Annotated in this window: 12 protein-coding genes; 1 reads left to right on the plus strand and 11 read right to left on the minus strand. The window is 44.1% G+C overall.

The genetic code is table 11. From position 1 onward, the window contains the following. Window positions 1-86 precede the first annotated feature (86 nt). Together GYK50_RS12090 and mazG are read right to left on the minus strand one after the other, a co-directional pair. A complete protein-coding gene (locus tag GYK50_RS12090; RefSeq protein ID WP_212564023.1) occupies window positions 87-479 on the minus strand; it encodes a ComEA family DNA-binding protein in 393 nt (130 codons plus the stop codon). Continuing rightward, window positions 463-1329, minus strand: a complete 867-nt coding sequence (mazG, locus tag GYK50_RS12095) for a nucleoside triphosphate pyrophosphohydrolase (RefSeq protein ID WP_186475280.1) — start codon at window positions 1327-1329, stop codon at window positions 463-465. Before mazG ends, GYK50_RS12090 begins: the two co-directional genes overlap by 17 nt. A 244-nt stretch (window positions 1330-1573) precedes the next feature. Between mazG and GYK50_RS12100 the strand changes: the two genes are divergently transcribed. Then, complete coding sequence (locus tag GYK50_RS12100) at window positions 1574-3061, plus strand: phosphohexomutase domain-containing protein (RefSeq protein WP_186475281.1); 1488 nt, start codon at window positions 1574-1576, stop codon at window positions 3059-3061. A gap of 346 nt (window positions 3062-3407) precedes the next feature. On the opposite strand, the gene GYK50_RS12105 is transcribed toward GYK50_RS12100, so the two are convergent. The 9 genes from GYK50_RS12105 to GYK50_RS12145 all read right to left on the minus strand — a co-directional run bounded on the left by GYK50_RS12105 (window position 3408) and on the right by GYK50_RS12145 (window position 17668). Next, a complete protein-coding gene (locus GYK50_RS12105; protein ID WP_186475282.1) occupies window positions 3408-4814 on the minus strand; it encodes a UDP-glucose/GDP-mannose dehydrogenase family protein in 1407 nt (468 codons plus the stop codon). A 37-nt stretch (window positions 4815-4851) separates the two neighbouring features. After that, the gene (pgi, locus tag GYK50_RS12110) at window positions 4852-6528 is read right to left on the minus strand and encodes a glucose-6-phosphate isomerase (protein ID WP_093069791.1); all 1677 of its coding nucleotides are present in this window, start codon (window positions 6526-6528) and stop codon (window positions 4852-4854) included. Between the two features lie 2 nt (window positions 6529-6530). Continuing rightward, window positions 6531-7406: a UTP--glucose-1-phosphate uridylyltransferase gene (locus GYK50_RS12115; RefSeq protein ID WP_093069789.1), complete on the minus strand. Its 876-nt coding sequence runs from the start codon at window positions 7404-7406 to the stop codon at window positions 6531-6533. Between the two features lie 335 nt (window positions 7407-7741). Next, window positions 7742-8617: a succinate--CoA ligase subunit alpha gene (gene sucD / locus GYK50_RS12120; RefSeq protein WP_093069786.1), complete on the minus strand. Its 876-nt coding sequence runs from the start codon at window positions 8615-8617 to the stop codon at window positions 7742-7744. Between the two features lie 74 nt (window positions 8618-8691). Then, window positions 8692-9858 carry an ADP-forming succinate--CoA ligase subunit beta gene (sucC, locus tag GYK50_RS12125; RefSeq protein WP_186475283.1) on the minus strand — a complete coding sequence of 389 codons (1167 nt, stop codon included), beginning with the start codon at window positions 9856-9858 and terminating at the stop codon, window positions 8692-8694. A 158-nt stretch (window positions 9859-10016) separates the two neighbouring features. Beyond that, complete coding sequence (gene lpdA / locus GYK50_RS12130; protein ID WP_186475284.1) at window positions 10017-11471, minus strand: dihydrolipoyl dehydrogenase; 1455 nt, start codon at window positions 11469-11471, stop codon at window positions 10017-10019. A gap of 273 nt (window positions 11472-11744) precedes the next feature. Next, entirely contained in the window at window positions 11745-12980 is a 1236-nt protein-coding gene (gene odhB, locus GYK50_RS12135; protein WP_212564024.1) for a 2-oxoglutarate dehydrogenase complex dihydrolipoyllysine-residue succinyltransferase, read from the minus strand. 153 nt (window positions 12981-13133) lie between these two features. Continuing rightward, window positions 13134-16019: a 2-oxoglutarate dehydrogenase E1 component gene (locus GYK50_RS12140; RefSeq protein WP_212564025.1), complete on the minus strand. Its 2886-nt coding sequence runs from the start codon at window positions 16017-16019 to the stop codon at window positions 13134-13136. 938 nt (window positions 16020-16957) lie between these two features. Beyond that, the gene (locus GYK50_RS12145) at window positions 16958-17668 is read right to left on the minus strand and encodes a succinate dehydrogenase iron-sulfur subunit (protein WP_058023969.1); all 711 of its coding nucleotides are present in this window, start codon (window positions 17666-17668) and stop codon (window positions 16958-16960) included. Window position 17669 lies beyond the last annotated feature (1 nt).

Below are 17669 nucleotides of genomic sequence, written 5' to 3' on the forward strand. Positions count from 1 at the left end.
AAATTTTGCACGTGCTGGGTGTGTTATGACATTTACTTACATGCTATTTTGTCAATATTGGGATTGATTAATGCAAAATACCGCTATTAATCTTGCACACTTAAGCGTCTTCGATTTTTCTCAAGCGTTTTTGCACCAATACCTTTCACCTTTGCCAACTCATCTACTGTTTTGAATTCACCAAACATTTCACGATATAAAATAATCGCCTGGGCTTTACTGCTGCCAATACCATTCAGCGATACCAGCTCCCCTTCACTGGCATGATTGATATTTACGGTGGCTTCATCTCGTGCTTGTATTTTGGCATTTTTTTGTGCCAACAGATAAGCGTAAGCGCGCTGAGGGTTGTCAAAACAGGGAGCAGCGTGGGCATTATTAAGCATCAGCAGAGCGCATAAAAGACTAACAATAGACATTGCTGTGTAGCTGCTGGGCGAAATATAACTGTGAGACGAAATTTTATGATGAGCGTTCATGTTGTTTCGCCGCTTCCCACAATGCATCCATTTCGGTTATATCGCTGTCCTCCAAACGCTTACCACTTAATGCTAATTGCTCCTCAATATAACCAAAACGTGATTTAAATTTATGTACGCAGGTTAAGGTAGCGGCTTCTGCATCAAGGTTTAGTTTACGTGCGACATTGACGAGCGCAAACATGCAATCGCCTAATTCCTTTTCTACCTCTCTGATATTTGCTTTGATCTCGACTATAGATTTATCTGTTAGCTCATGCTTTAGCTCGGCAATCTCTTCGTCTAGCTTTTCGACGGCACCAGTAACACCGTCCCAATCAAAACCCAGCGTTGACGCTTGTTTTTGTACATTTTGTGCCTGCATGAGAGCACTACCGGCTTTCACGTTATCTAAGCGACGTTTTGACTTACCTCGTGCTTCACGTGCCTGCTGCTCTTCCAATTTAATTTCATCCCAGCGTACTTTTACTGCCGCATCGTCCTTGAGCGTTTCGGCTTCAAATACATGAGGGTGACGGCGAACCAGCTTTTCTTGTAAGGTCGTAATGACATCACTCATATCAAAACGCCCTTGTTCAGCGTACATCTGACAATGAAAGATGACTTGTAATAGGACATCTCCCAGCTCACCCTTTATATCTTCATCATCATCGCTTTGCACTGCTTCGCCCAGCTCATAGGCTTCTTCAATGGCATACGGAATCAGGCTATGGTTGGTCTGTTTCCTATCCCACGGACAATCTGCTCGTAGACGAGCCATCAAAGCCAGCAGATCATCAAACTCACCGCTTGCTTCTGGCGTTCCTTGCACGGGCTTAGGTACGGTAATTTTATTGTCTAAAATACTCATAGGAAATACTCTTATATCTTATTTATCATGCCATTTTTTGGCTTGGTATAGCGTATAGTTTATCATTCTCGTATGTCAGTGTAGTACGAGGCTTAGTGATCGATCAGCATAAATCTGCGTCATACATATCGACATTTATCTAACTCATTGAGTAGTTAATGTATCATTGAACCCTGATTGGCTTATAATTATGCTATCTACTTTCTTATTTTATCATTGCTCATGCGCAAGGAATTTTATCATTATGTCGACTTCTGCGACCACCAGCTATCAGCCAGCCACGGAATTCAATCCTATCACCATCAACTCGTTTAAAGCCTATGATATACGCGGTGAGCTTGGCGTCAATCTCGATGAAGATATCGCCTACCGTATTGGTCGGGCTTTTGCTCAGATTTTATATCAGCGCTATCACGCAGCCATTGAAAATAGAACCAATGATATGGCAGATCTAAAACCAGCTATCGTCATTGGTAGCGATATTCGCCACTCTAGTGAGCAATTAAAACAAGCCACTATCAAAGGCATCGTTGATGCAGGCGTCGATGTAATCGATTTGGGCATGAGTGGTACGGAAGAGGTGTACTTTGCTACCAGTTATTATCAGGCGCTGGGCGGTATAGAGGTCACGGCGAGCCACAACCCTATCAACTACAATGGTTTAAAACTGGTCAAAGAGCACTCAAAACCTATCAGTGCGGATGATGGGTTAGCAGAAATTCAAGCATTGGCAGAATCAGGACAATTTACCACTGACAATCAATCAGGAAAGTTGCAATTATTGACTGATAAAAGTGCTTATATCGATCATGTCATGACTTTTATCGATGTTGATAAATTAAAGCCGCTTAAACTGGTCATCAACTCTGGCAATGGCAGCGCAGGTCCAGTCGTGGACTTGTTAATTGATAAGCTATCACAAGCAGATGCACCGATTGAAGTGGTTAAATTGCATCATACACCAGATGGCAGCTTCCCTAACGGCATCCCCAATCCAATGATTGAAACCAATAGAACGGCCACCCAGCAGGCCGTTTTGGAAAACAAAGCGGATCTTGGTATTGCCTTCGATGGTGACTTTGATCGCTGTTTCTTATTTGATGAAAACGGTGTATTTATTGATGGTAGCTACATCGTCGGTATGCTCGCTCAAGCCTTTTTGAACAAATACCCGAATGAATCAATCGTGTATGATCCGCGCGTCGTATACAATACTGAAGCGGTTATCGAAGCGCATAATGGCAATGCCGTCATCAGTAAGTCTGGACATTCTTTTATCAAGCAAATCATGCGGGACTCAGGTGCGGTCTATGGTGGCGAGATGTCGGCCCATCATTACTTCCGTGACTTTTTCTATTGTGACAGCGGTATGATTCCTTGGTTACTCACCATTGAGCTGCTGTCTATCACAGGTAAGACCTTATCAGAATTGGTCACAGGCTATATTCAGTCTTATCCCAGCTCAGGCGAACTAAACTTCCGCCTCACGACTCATGATGCCCCAACCATCATCAGTGCCATTGAAGAAAAATTTAGTATCGACAGCCCTAATAAATCTCTGCTTGATGGCTTAAGCCTAAATTTTGGCGAATGGCGCTTTAATTTGCGTGCTTCAAATACTGAACCACTTATCAGATTGAATATCGAAAGTCGCGGCGATCACTCGTTATTGGCTAGTAAAACGCAAGAAATTCAACAATGGCTAGCGGTACAAGGAGCAGTACCAGCGTAAAGTCACAAAAAAAGCTCGCTAATCATGGTTAGCGAGCTTTTTTGATAATGAATAGGGCGTGTTGAACATTCGCAAATAGGCACTGCTGATCGCTAAAATTGTTCCAGACAAGGCACAAAGCGACGATAATGCAGATGCCTTAGCGAGATTTGTAACGCAGTATGGGGCAATTTTAGCATCAGCCCCAATGATAAAAGCAGGGGGCAGGACTCTTTTTTGCCGCTTCATCGTTAAAAATAAGCGCTTAGAATGACTAAACTTATTATTTTTAACATCGAATCGCCTAAAAAATAGTCGCTGTCAGTGCCATGGTCGAATGTTCAACACGCCCTAATGTTAAATAAAACTATTTAGCTCGACCAATGCCCACATAGTCGCCTACTAAGCGCTCAATTTGCGATCGAGTAAATGTATTTTGCGCATCAAATACTGGCATGGCTTGCTGATTGATTTTATCAATATCCAATCGATCTCGTGGCGACCAGCTGATCAAAAAAACGGCCTGAGCATCATTGATTCTCTGATAAGGACTACTAATCAATTCAAGCAATGGTTGTTGTTCGTACAGTGCAGCAAGCTCACCCTGTGCTTTATCACTATAAACCAGTGTACGGATACCATAAGACCACAGTAATGCTAACAATGGATGAATGGCTGAGCCTGCGGTACGGCCTGAGCCTGCTTTATAACTGCCACCCCAGATCATGACGGTTTTATTGTCAATGAAACCATCAAAATACTGCCAAAACTTGCGAAATATCAGCTCTTTTTGGTCCTCATTAATATGCACGACAGACTGTAAAAGAGGCATGTCTAAACTATGCATTTTGCTCGACTGCTGTAACTTAGCCAGCTCGGTAGGTAGTGTATTACCGCCAAACCCCCATCCTGCCTGTAGATAGCTACTGCCTACGCGCTCATCCAACCCCATAATACGACTCACCTGACTGATATCCACCTGCTGGCTATCCGCCAAGCGTGACATCTCATTCATAAAGCTCACCCGGGTCGCGAGCATCGCCATGATACTACTACGCGCAAACTCTATCGTTGCGATATCGGCATGATGAGCGGCGCGAGCATGCTGCATTAACGGCTGTAACATCTCTAAATGTTGGTTGCTGTCTGCTGTTTTTTCACCCAGCAACCATAATGCAGGGTTCAACATGGAGTTATAAGCATCACCATCTTGCAAAAAAACAAACGGTATATAATAGACCCACGCTCGCTGTAGACGCTCAGATAGTGCTGATACAGCGCCTAATTCCTTAATTCCGCTCATTATTACAGGTAATGCCTGCTGATGGCTTTGATTAAAAGCCCGAATCCAACCATCTTCTGTCCACGCAGACTTAATACTGTCTAAAAACAACCAGTAAAGCGCCACTTTATTTTGATCATCACTATGAATGCTCTGACTGACGACGTGGCTGTCACCATGATTTGCCGTTTCATAATATTGTATTAACGTCTCTGCACTATCTGGCAATGCTTGACTTGTAATAACTCGCTGCTGTACATACATTTGCCATAGCGCTTGCAGATGATGCTCAAAGCTATATTGCTGTATCTGCTGAGCCAATAGATCTATATCTGCATACAGATGAACGCGTTGACCTAAACTTGCCAGCACCACGGCACTGGTAATCGCTTCAATACTATGGCCAACCAGCACACACACATTGGAACTGGTCAATGGGTTTGATGCAAATCCATTATAAGGCATACATTGATCGTTTGTAGCAGTCCCCATGAGTGTACCTTTTTACATTATTGATTGATCAGTATTACTAAGACAGTTTTTTGATATGCTGTAATAACTGGTCGGTAGAAGTGTCAAATTGGCTGTGAGCCTCTTGCTGCATAGCGTCATGCACAGACTCTGCCATTTGCTTGCCCATCTCAACCCCCCATTGATCAAACGGATTGATATCCCAAATACTGGCCATCACGTAGACTTTATGCTCGTAGAGCGCAACCAGCGCACCCAAACTATGAGGCGTAAGCTCATCGATAAGCAAGGTAGTCGATGGTTGATTACCACGGTAATATTTGTATTTATCTGCACTGGATACCGTTTTTGCATCACTATTCGATGCCTCTGTGACAGCAGCATTGCCAAATGCCAAGACTCGACTTTGCGCTAAGCAGTTTGCTAAAGATAGCTCATGCTGTTGTTGCAACGAGGCGTTTTGCACCTCGCCACTATAACGGCGTACACAAGCGATAAAATCACAGGAGACTTGCTGCGTGCCTTGATGCAGTAGCTGATAAAAGGCATGCTGAGCGTTTGAACCAATCTCGCCCCACAGAATTGGGCAAGTATCATAATCAATATGGTCGCCGTGCTGAGTGACCGACTTGCCATTACTTTCCATTTCAAGCTGGGTCAAGTAGCTAGGCAGATAGCCCAACCGTCCATCATAAGGCAATACGGTATGGGCATTCACCCTCAAAAACGTACTGTTCCATACAGCTAGCAGCCCTAGCAATACTGGTAAGTTATCTGTAAAATGCGCCTGTGCAAAATGCTCATCCATACTGTGAGCACCACTTAGTAGCTCCCTAAACCTATTCATACCAACACGAATAGCAATGGCTAGCCCAATCGCTGACCACAAAGAAAACCGGCCTCCAACCCACTCCCAAAGCTCTAATTGATGCTCAAGATGTATCCCCCAAGCCCTCATCTTTTCACTATTGGCTGATATTCCAATAAAGTGCCGACGCAACACACTGTCTTCAGTACCAGCGCGCAGCGTCGCCGTCGCAAGTAACCAAGACAGTGCGGTTTTGGCATTAGATAAAGTATCAACTGTGCCAAAGGATTTAGAGGATATAATAAACAAAGTGGTTTCAGGGTTTAAATGTTTGAGCAAATTATCAAGCTGAGTGCCGTCCATATTAGAGACGAAATGTACACCGATTTCCGTATCTGCCCATTCATCAAGCGCAGCGGTCGCCATAAGAGGCCCAAGATCAGAGCCGCCAACGCCAATATTAACCACATCAGTGATGGCCTTACCTGAGAACCCTCGCCATGTGCCACTACGGACACGTTCGGATAATCTCGCTACCTGCGCCAAACTATGATGTACATCGGCAACCACATCTTGCTTACCAACTTGTAGCTCTGCATTCTCAGGCAGACGTAGTGCTGTATGTAGGGCCGCACGTTCTTCACTATTGTTGACCATCGCCCCTTGCATCAACGCATCAATTCGAGCGGACAACTCACAGCTATCTGCTAGCCGCAATAAAGCATCCATAACTCGCTCATCGATACACTGCTTGCTATAGTCCATGTACAGCGCGCCAGCTTGCGCACTAAAGCGTGTCGCACGACTGTCATCTTGCGCAAATAAACTTGCCAGCGACCATGGCTGCGCCGCAAGCGTTTGCAACTGCTCCCAGTATTTGGAACGGCGAGCGCTATGATACTTCTTATCGTCCTTTATCTTATCCATCGCTATTTTTCATCTGCTAATTGCTGCTCGGCAAAATAGATAAACGCTTGCATATACGAGCGCATGTCACCGGCATCATAACTGGCACCGCGCATCGTTGTCACATTCACACCATATTCGTTAATAAGCGCATCGATAGCATCAGTCAGTTGAATCTCACCACCGACTGAAGCTTTAGTGTTTGCGAGGTAATCAAAAATATGATTGCTAAAAACATAACGCCCTACGACAGCTAGGTTTGATGGTGCTTCTGCTAAGCTTGGCTTTTCTACAAAACCTGCCACGCCAAAGCTGGCATTAACGCCGCCAGATATCTCATCTATATGACTGGTATCGATAAGTTTGGCGATACCGTATTTGTGCACATCTTCGTCAGCAACTTCATTTACCAATATTTGCGAATGGCCATCATGACTAAAAGCATCAATCATAAAGGCCAAATTATCAGCAGCCATATCAGTAGTAAACGGATCGAGAACGACATCAGGGAGCAATACAGCAAAATCATGTTCGCCAATGATAGGACGCGCAGCTAGTACTGCATGCCCCAAACCTAAGGCCTTACCTTGACGTATTATTGATACCGTTACATCCTCTGGTAGCCAATTTAAACTATCAGCCACCTCATCTTTACCTTTATGACGTAATTGATTATCTAGCTCAGCATTGATATCGAAGTAGTTTTCAATCGCGCTTTTTTGTGCATGACCGACCAAGACCATATGCTTGATACCCGCAGCGATAGCCTCTTCGACCACATAATGAATGGCAGGGCGATTGCCAAGCGGTAACAATTCTTTTGGCACAGATTTAGACAATGGCAGCATACGCGTACCAAAGCCTGCGACAGGGATAACAGCATGAGTAATTTTTTTCATAATAAGAGGACTGTTTTAAGAAAGTAGGTTAGGTAAAATAATGCTAACTTAGCAAATACTTAGTAGATATTATAGCGATTTGGATTTGTACCTTGCTAATATCAAACGTCTCAGCAGATATACAGAAATTATCAGTTCAAGAACCCTGAATCAAAAATTACGAGCTATATCATTCAAAATAACATGTTTATGAGAACTGATACAATCTTTATAAGTAATGGCCAATATCTCGCTTTTCATAGGATTTTCAGATATAAAAAAACACCCCATTGTAGGGGTGTCTTCTTAACATTTCAATATAGTTTTAGTAGTTTCACTATAGACTAATGTCTATCTTACCAGCCAGTAACTTCTTTTAGCTTGTCGCCAAGTTTAGATGGGTCACGTGTGTACGCGATGCCAGCATCTTCAAACGCTTTGAATTTCTCTTCAGCAGTACCTTGACCACCAGAGATAATAGCACCAGCATGGCCCATACGCTTACCTGCAGGTGCAGTGACACCAGCGATGTAGCCAACAACAGGCTTGGTTACGTTTTCTTTGATGTAAGCGGCGGCTTCTTCTTCAGCGGTACCACCGATTTCACCGATTAGGATGATCGCTTCGGTTTGTGGGTCTTCTTGGAACAGTTTTAGTGCATCGATTTGGTTCATGCCTGGGATTGGGTCACCACCGATACCGATACAAGTTGACTGACCAAAGCCTAGCTTGGTGGTCTGCGCAACTGCTTCGTACGTTAGTGTACCAGAGCGAGAGATAACGCCCACTTTACCTGGCAAGTGGATGTGACCTGGCATGATGCCGATTTTGCACTGACCTGGAGTGATAACGCCTGGGCAGTTTGGACCGACCATACGCACGTCGCCCGCTTCTTCGATGTAGCGTTTGGCTTTTAGCATATCGATGGTTGGTACACCTTCGGTGATAACCACGATCAGCTTCACGCCCGCGTCAACCGCTTCGATGATTGAGTCAAGAACGAAAGGTGCTGGTACGTAGATCACAGAAGCGTCTGCTTGGGTCGCTTCCATCGCTTCGCTCATGGTGTTAAATACTGGCAAACCTAGGTGCGTTTGACCGCCTTTACCTGGCGTAACACCGCCAACCACTTTGGTGCCGTATTCGATGGCTTGTTCAGAATGGAACGTACCGTTTTTACCAGTAAAACCTTGTACCAATACTTTGGTATCTTTATCAATTAATACACTCATTATGTTTTCCTTGTATTCGGTTGTCTTATGACGGCAGTGCCAATAACGGGCAAGCTGCCATCACATCGGGACTATTACGCTTTTACAGCGTCGACAATTTTTTGTGCAGCGTCAGACAGACCTTGCGCTGAAATCAGTTTTAGACCTGATTCGTTCAGGATTTGTGCGCCTTTCTCAGCATTGTTACCTTCTAAACGCACGACCACAGGAACTTGTACATCAACTTCTTTTACTGCAGCAATAATCGCTTCTGCAATCATGTCACAGCGTACGATGCCGCCGAAAATGTTGATTAGTACGCCTTCAACACTGCTGTCTTCAAGGATAATTTTGAACGCTTCAACAACGCGATCTTTGGTTGCGCCGCCGCCAACGTCCAAGAAGTTAGCAGGCTTGCCGCCATACAATTTGATGATGTCCATGGTCGCCATGGCAAGACCAGCACCGTTAACCATACAACCGATGTTACCTTCTAGAGCAACATAGTTTAGGTCAAACTCAGCGGCTTTAAGCTCACGCTCGTTTTCTTGAGTTTTATCCTGTAGTGCTGCGATTTTTGGCAGACGATATAGGGCGTTTGAGTCGATGCCAATTTTGCCATCAACACAAACGATTTCGCCGTTTTCACGAACGGCTAATGGGTTGATTTCCATCAATGCAAAGTCATTTTCAACAAATGCCTTATAGGCGCCAGTCATCAATTTAACAAATTGATTGATTTGCTTGCCTTCAAGGCCAAGTTTGAACGCAACGTCACGCGCTTGGAAAGGCATTAAACCAACTAAAGGATCAACGTGTACTTTGAAGATTTTTTCTGGTGTGTTGTGTGCTACTTCTTCGATATCTACGCCGCCTTCGGTAGACGCCATGAAAGTTACACGACGAGTTGCACGATCAACAACAGCGCCAAGATATAGCTCAGTTTGTACTGGATACATATCTTCTGCAACCAATACAAAGTTGACTGGCTGACCTTCTGCGTCAGTTTGATAAGTAACAAGGTTCGTGCCGATAAGCTCTTCAGCCACTTGCTTGGCTTCTTCACGAGTTTTAACCAGTTTTACGCCACCCGCTTTACCACGGCCGCCAGCGTGTACCTGCGCCTTGATTACCGCGATATCCGTTGGGGTTTTATCAAAAGCTGCAGCAGCTTCGTCGCCGTTATGGGCGATGATGCCTTCTTGAATTGGCAATCCGTAGCTTTTTAATAGCTCTTTTGCTTGATACTCATGTAAATTCATTGATTGTATCCTTTATTTTTTACAATTAATAAAAAGTGAAATCAAGTGCGCACATATACATATGAATCATACGTCTGACGCACTCATGATTGTGGCATCACCAAAATAGCGATACCCCAATCAGGTTGTAAATCGATAATAATTAAACGAGCAACTAGTTATTTCTTACGCTTTTTACGCTGAATGGCGTGAATAGCACGGCCATCAGCAGATAAGGCAGCTTCGTGTACCGCTTCTGAAATCGTTGGATGCGCGAAAGTCATCAGCTGCAAATCTTCGATACTAGAGACAAATTCCATCGCGATCATGCCTTGATGGACGATGTCGCCGGCGCCAGCAAAGATAGCATGCATACCGAGTAAACGATCGGTCTTAGCATCGGCAACGACTTTGATTGAGCCTTGCGCTTCACTTTGCGCCAGCGCGCGACCGTTAGCAGCTAGATTGAATGAGCCTGTTTTGACCTCATAGCCTGCATCCGCAGCTTCTTTTTCAGTCAGACCAACCCAAGCGATTTCTGGATGGGTATAGATAATGTTGATAATAGTGTCATAGTTGACTTGTGCTTTTTCGCCATGAATGCGCTCAACCGCCATCATGCCCTCTTCCATCGCTTTATGCGCGAGCATCGGGCCACGTACTAAATCGCCAATAGCATAGACGCCATCTAGATTGGTTTTGCACTGATCATCGACATCGATAAGGCCGCGTTCGGTTAGCGTCACACCGCTGTCCTCGCCAAGTAGCTTCTCAGAGTAAGCACGGCGACCGACACAAACGATCAATTTATCAAAGCTCTCATCTGAGGCTTCGCCTTTGTTTTCGCTAGTGACGACGACTTGACCGTCTTTGACTTCTGCATTAGTCACTTTGGTATCGACGCGGATATCTAAGCCTTGTTTTTTGAACATCTTACGAGCTTCTTTGGCGATATCTTTATCCGCAGCGGCTAAAAATTCAGGCAGCGCTTCATAAACCACGACTTCCGCGCCCAAGCGACGCCATACTGAACCAAGCTCAAGACCGATAACGCCTGCACCAATCACGCCCAAGCGCTTTGGCGTCTCAGTGAAATCAAGCGCGCCAGTCGAGTCGACGATATGCTCGTGATCGACTTTGGCAACTGGAATATCGATAGGCACAGAACCTGAGGCTAAGATAACGTTCTTGGCAGTAATGGTGCTTTCTGCATCATCCTCTAGCGCAACAAATTTAACTTTTTTGTCATCGCCTTTACCGTCGACTAACGTGCCCCAACCTTGTAGCCAGTCAACACCATTGCCCTTGAGTAGTGCCGCAACACCGCCGGTTAATTGCTTGACGATACCTTCTTTACGCTCAATCATCTTCTCGACGTTGATGCCGACATCACCGGTGCTGATGCCATGCTCGTCGAGCTCGTCTTTTGTCGCCTCATAGCGATGTGAGGTATCAAGTAAAGCTTTTGATGGAATACAACCAACGTTCAAGCAAGTACCGCCAAGCGCCGGCTCGCCTTTGTAAACACGTTTTTCGATACAAGCGACGCTCATACCCAACTGACCGGCACGAATAGCCGCTTCGTAACCACCAGGTCCGCCGCCGATAACGACTAGATCATAATTATCTTTCATAGTAATTTCCTAATATTTTTATCGTAAAATTTAGTTTGGCTCTATGCTATTGACGTTATTCTCGCTTGCATAGCTATTTATTTTAATCGATTGATAAAGCATCAAATTCAAGATGTATAGCTAATACACTATCTTGATAGGATGATTCATCTAAAATGAATAGCGAGAGTTTTAAGGTGAAGTTTATTGTTTTAAACAGTAGGCAAGACAGAACATTTATTGGCATAAAGGTAAAAAGCTTGTATTAGCGATTGCCAATACAAGCTTAGAAGCTTATAGGTCTAATAACAGCATGGTTGGGTCTTCGACAAGATCCTTAAGTGTTACCAAGAACTGTACCGCCTCTTTACCATCAATCATACGGTGATCATACGATAGCGCTAGGTACATCATTGGTAAAATCTCAACCTTACCATCGACAGCCATCGGACGCTCATTAATCGCATGCATACCTAAGATAGCAGTTTGCGGTGGGTTCAAGATAGGCGTTGACATGAGTGAGCCAAAGACACCGCCGTTAGAGATGGTGAACGTACCGCCTGTCAGCTCATCAAGACCGAGCTTACCTTCTTGTGCTTTACCGCCAAGCTCACGGATTTTGCTTTCGACATCCGCCATGCTCATCTGATCAGTATCACGAAGTACAGGTACAACTAAACCGCGATCTGATGATACAGCAACACCGATATCATAAAAACCATGATAGACGATATCATCGCCATCGAGTGAGGCGTTCACTGCTGGGAAACGTTTTAGCGCTTCAGTAGCAGCTTTGACGAATAACGACATAAAGCCTAGACGCACACCATGACGCTTCTCAAACTGATCTTTGTACTTAGTACGCATATCCATTAGTGGCTTCATGTTGACTTCGTTGAACGTCGTCAGCATCGCTGTTTCTTGAGTCGCTGATAGTAGACGTTCGGCAACACGCTTACGCAAACGAGTCATCGGTACGCGCTTTTCGCTACGCTCGCCCGTTGATTCTGCTACAGGACGACCGCTGTCAGATTTGATGCTGCTGTCTGATTTTAGTGTTGGGTTAGCCATATCTGTTTTGGTGACACGACCGCCGCGGCCGCTACCTTCCACATCTTTAGGATCAACGCCTGACTCTTTTGCCGCTTTACGGACGGCTGGGCTTTGATCTTTGTGCTCTGCTTCATCTTTTTTGTCAGTGACTTGTACTGGCTCGCCACCATCTGCAGCTTGCTTTTCTTGTACTGGCGCAGCAGGTTGATCTGTCTCTACCGCTGGTGCTTCACCAGCACTTGCGCCTGCTTCAAATTGTGCGATTAGCTCATCAGACAGAACAGTATCGTCAACATCTTTGACGATCTTGGTCACAACACCATCATCAGGTGCCACAACTTCTAGTACCACCTTATCAGTTTCGATTTCAGCTAATAGGTCGTCACGGCTAACTTGTTGACCTTCAGTGACATGCCATTCAACGATTGTGCCATCGGCAACCGATTCTGGAAAAACGGGGGCTTTGATGTCAGCCATCGATATACTCCTTAGATTTGGATATTCATACTTATTATTAAGTCGTGATAGGCAATCAGTATCGTTTTAATAATGCTATTTGGCAGAATATTAAAACATACTGACTGTCATCGCCTGATTCATTTATCTTCTATAGTCTTAATAGACAATCTATTATTGAGCTAACTCATCAACACTTACACCAAGGCCACCAGCAATCAGTGCTTGCTGCTGCTGCGCATGTAGTTTTGGTGATCCTGTTGCAGGTGCTGCACTAGCAGGACGTGCCACGGGCTCCATAACTTTTGCTTTGGTTGGATGTGGTACAACAATACGGAACATATGCGGTGCTAAGTAGTACCAAGCGCCCTGATTCAATGGCTCTTCTTGCGTCCATACAATCTCAGTTAAATTGCTATACTTTTCAATCTCAGCGACCAAACGTTGCTCTGGTAGCGGATATAGCTGTTCGATACGGACGATCGCAACATGATCAAGACCCAATGCGCGACGCTGCTCTAGCAAGTCGTAATATACTTTACCACCGCATAGCACCATACGAGTCACTTTGTCTGCGTTGTGATCGTCCATCTCTGGCAATACCGTTTCGAACTTACCGTTAGCAAGCTCTTCTAAATGAGAAGTTGCTAGCTTATGACGCAATAAGCTCTTTGGTGACATAACGATCAAAGGCTTACGAATTGGGCGTATCGCCTGACGACGTAAGGCATGGAAAATTTGCGCGGGCGTCGTTGGTGTGATGACTTGCATATTGTCTTCAGCACATAGCTGTAAGAAGCGCTCAAGGCGAGCAGATGAATGCTCAGGGCCTTGACCTTCAAAGCCATGTGGTAACAACATGGTCAAACCACAAACGCGTTGCCATTTGGTCTCGCCGCTTGAGATGAACTGATCAATGACAACTTGAGCACCGTTAACGAAATCACCAAACTGCGCTTCCCAAACGATCAAAGCATTCGGTACGGTGGTTGCATAGCCATATTCAAAGGCCAATACAGCTTCTTCTGATAATAATGAGTTATAAGTAGCAAAACGTGCTTGTTTCTCGCTCAAATGAGCAAGTGGCACATACATGCTGCCATCATTAACATTGTAGATTTCAGTATGACGATGTGAGAATGTACCACGGCCGACATCTTCACCAGTAATACGTACCAAGACATCATCGTTATCAACTAATGATGCATAGGCTAATGTCTCAGCGGCACCCCAGTTGAGAGGCTCTTCGCCTGTTTGCATGGCTAGACGCTGCTCAACAACCTTTTGAACCTGACGCTGTAGCTTGTAGCCTTCTGGCATCTCAGCCATACGGCGTCCATACCCTTTGAGCTTTTCGATATCAACACTGGTATCCCAATCATCAACCAAGTCATGACCTAGATAAGGCTTCCAGTCTACAAATAGCTGCTCGTTAGGCTCTTGAACCAGTGAGCTGACAACGTAATCGCCACGGTCTAAAGATTCACGATAATTATCTTCATACTGTTTTTCTTCTTCAGTATTTAAGATACCTTCTGCGATGAGCTTTTGTGCATAAAGGGTACGTGTCGTTGGCAGCTTCTTAATAACTGCATACATCAATGGCTGAGTGGCTGAAGGCTCATCTGCCTCGTTATGACCGTTGCGACGGTAGCAGAACAAGTCAATAATGATGTCTTTATCAAACTGATGACGATAGTCTAAGGCTAATTGAGCCGCGAAAACGACTGATTCAGGATCATCACCATTCACGTGTAGGATTGGTGCATGTACCATTTTTGCGACATCAGTACAATATTCGGTTGAACGAACATCTTCTTGACGGCTAGTGGTAAAGCCAACTTGGTTATTGATAACGATATGTACAGTACCGCCAGTGGTATAAGCACGGGTCTGTGACATTTGGAAGGTTTCTTGAACCACACCCTGTCCAGCAAAAGCCGCATCACCATGGATAACGATAGGTAATACTGAGTTGCCACCAGTATTATCTAATGACGGCTGATCATTACGGCGCACTTGACGTGCACGTACTGAGCCTTGTAATACTGGTGCAACGATTTCAAGATGCGATGGGTTAAATGCTAAGGCTAAATGCGCTTCACCACCTGGGGTCATCACGTTAGATGAAAAACCATTGTGATACTTAACGTCTCCTGAGCCTTTCTCTGGCTGCACTTTACCGTCAAACTCATCAAATAAGTCTGCAGGGTTTTTGCCCAAAATATTGACCAACACGTTTAGACGTCCACGGTGAGCCATACCAATGACCATCTCTTTTGTACCATAGCCACCAGCACGTTGGATGATTTCATTGACTGCAGGTATGAAACTCTCACCACCTTCTAGACCAAAACGCTTAACGCCTGTATATTTACGCGCCAAATATTTTTCTAGACCTTCGGCCGCTGTTAGACGCTCAAGAATAGACAAACGCTTTTCTTTGTCAAACTTGATATAGCCTAGATTGCTTTCTACATACTCTTCCATCCAGCGTTTTTCTGTACTGGTGGTCACATGCATATACTCAATACCGATATGGCGGCAGTAAACACGCTCCATGATCTCGATAATTTCACGTAATGGTGCTTCATCTTTACCGATCACTAAATCATTGGTTGGGAATACAGTATCAAGGTCGGCTTCTGATAGGTTGTGATAAGCTAGGGTCAGATCTTCCACTTCTGCACGTGGATGTAAGTTCAATGGATCTAGCTTGGCGCGGCGGTGACCACGGCGGCGGTATGCGGAGATGAGTTGCTGTACACCCATTTGCTTTGGATCAGTACAGTTGTCTGAATTACTACTACTTGTACCGGCACTTTCGTTACTCGATTTGTTCGCCGTTTGATTGCGGGCAAGTAACAAAAATTGGTCTTTAATAGCATTATGCTGGGCATCATTTGACGATTTGTACTGTTCGAAGTACGCTTGCCAATCTGTGTCAACACTATCAGGGTCCGTTAGGTATTGCTCATAAAGAGCTTCTATATAGCTGGCATTATCGGCGGCCAGTTCAGTATGTCCTTGGTCCGCTTTTTCTTTGGTTATACTATTCATAATAATCGTCTATTTGATAGATAAATGAATGGAATCGTGCTTATTATGGTGTCAGTCGTTGTATGCTAGGCGTTTAGACAATTCGTCATACCCCATTGTATACAGTTCGATAAAACCCTTTATCCCTAAGTATTGCCGTCACTATAGAATATTGCTGTCATTGTCTAAAAGAGCAAGTAATGCTAAATAGTGATAACAAGTCTTATTGCAACACCTATGTTAAAAATAAATTTATTTGTGAACACTCAGTTTTCTGATCTGGCTCGTTTCACAACATTAATTTATATATACTTCTTTTAGCCATAACCAATTCATCAATGATAAATTATTAATAAATGGTCAATATTTCAGCTAGCCTATAAACTGGCTATTATCGCTGAAATATCCGCTATTTGCTAACAAATCTTATTGTTTCAGATAAACATGCATTGCTGTATAGAATATCATGAGCGTTTTTTGCGATATAGTTTGTTTGTTCAATACTAAGTATTTACGTAATGAATATCTATTATCAATTATAGAAGCCTCGTTATTGTATACATAACGTTTTATTGTATTAATGCAATAGCCCTTATAGATGCTACTTTTAATGCATCGGAAACAAACTTTGCAATGTTTGATCAAGTTCAGGGTGTAATTATAACAAACTTTACGTGTATCTGATTGTATAGATTGACTGTTTATATAATATGTCTTCTTACATATGGTCAACGTATCGCCCGTACGGATTTACGGATAGACTAACGCCCTATTATTCACCAGTGTACTAGGCTTCTTGTTCTACCTATCCGGCAGGATTGTTCATCGCTACCAATAGAAGCCCACTTTAAACAATAGTAATCAGAAAATTAACACTACTATAATCAGTGATTTTGACTAACAAAAACACCACCTAATAAATAGGTGGTGTTTTTGTTAGTCAATAATAATCAAAACAATTAACCAGCTTGATCAATCAACATATTACGTAAATGTCCGATTGCTTTGGTTGGGTTCAAGCCTTTTGGACAAACTGACACACAGTTCATGATGCCACGGCAACGGAATAAACTGAACGGATCGTCTAAACGCGCCAAACGTGCTTGCGTGTCACCGTCACGGCTGTCAGCCACAAAGCGATACGCATGTAGCAATGCTGATGGACCTAAGAACTTATCAGGGTTCCACCAAAAAGATGGGCAGCTCGTTGAGCAGCATGCACACAGAATACACTCATACAGACCATTTAACTTTTCACGCTCAGCAGGAGACTGCAGACGCTCAGTTGGGGGTGCTGGCTGATCATTAATCAAGTACGGATGTACCTTTTCGTATTGCTCGTAGAATTGGTTCATATCAACAACCAAGTCACGAACCACTGGCAAACCAGGTAACGGACGAACGGTTACTTTTTCTGGTAGCGTGTTCATGTTGATTAGACATGCTAGACCATTTTTACCATTGATGTTCATGCCATCAGAACCACAAATACCTTCACGGCAAGAGCGGCGGAAAGTGATTGTTTCATCTTCTTTCTTTAGGCGTAATAACACGTCAAGCAACATACGATCTGAATCAAGTAATTCAATCGTATAAGTTTGCATGCGTGGGGCTGCGTCCACATCAGGATCGTAGCGATAGATTTCGATGGTGCGAGTACCTCGGCTCATA

The organism is Psychrobacter pacificensis (genome assembly GCF_018336615.1).
GTDB lineage: Bacteria > Pseudomonadota > Gammaproteobacteria > Pseudomonadales > Moraxellaceae > Psychrobacter > Psychrobacter pacificensis.

Bases quoted from the DNA above. Each gene is read 5' to 3' on its own strand.
- GYK50_RS12090 (WP_212564023.1), bottom strand. From the start codon at position 479: ATGAACGCTCATCATAAAATTTCGTCTCACAGTTATATTTCGCCCAGC.
- mazG (WP_186475280.1), bottom strand. From the start codon at position 1,329: ATGAGTATTTTAGACAATAAAATTACCGTACCTAAGCCCGTGCAAGGA.
- GYK50_RS12100 (WP_186475281.1), top strand. From the start codon at position 1,574: ATGTCGACTTCTGCGACCACCAGCTATCAGCCAGCCACGGAATTCAAT.
- GYK50_RS12105 (WP_186475282.1), bottom strand. From the start codon at position 4,814: ATGGGGACTGCTACAAACGATCAATGTATGCCTTATAATGGATTTGCA.
- pgi (WP_093069791.1), bottom strand. From the start codon at position 6,528: ATGGATAAGATAAAGGACGATAAGAAGTATCATAGCGCTCGCCGTTCC.
- GYK50_RS12115 (WP_093069789.1), bottom strand. From the start codon at position 7,406: ATGAAAAAAATTACTCATGCTGTTATCCCTGTCGCAGGCTTTGGTACG.
- sucD (WP_093069786.1), bottom strand. From the start codon at position 8,617: ATGAGTGTATTAATTGATAAAGATACCAAAGTATTGGTACAAGGTTTT.
- sucC (WP_186475283.1), bottom strand. From the start codon at position 9,858: ATGAATTTACATGAGTATCAAGCAAAAGAGCTATTAAAAAGCTACGGA.
- lpdA (WP_186475284.1), bottom strand. From the start codon at position 11,471: ATGAAAGATAATTATGATCTAGTCGTTATCGGCGGCGGACCTGGTGGT.
- odhB (WP_212564024.1), bottom strand. From the start codon at position 12,980: ATGGCTGACATCAAAGCCCCCGTTTTTCCAGAATCGGTTGCCGATGGC.
- GYK50_RS12140 (WP_212564025.1), bottom strand. From the start codon at position 16,019: ATGAATAGTATAACCAAAGAAAAAGCGGACCAAGGACATACTGAACTG.
- GYK50_RS12145 (WP_058023969.1), bottom strand. From the start codon at position 17,668: ATGAGCCGAGGTACTCGCACCATCGAAATCTATCGCTACGATCCTGAT.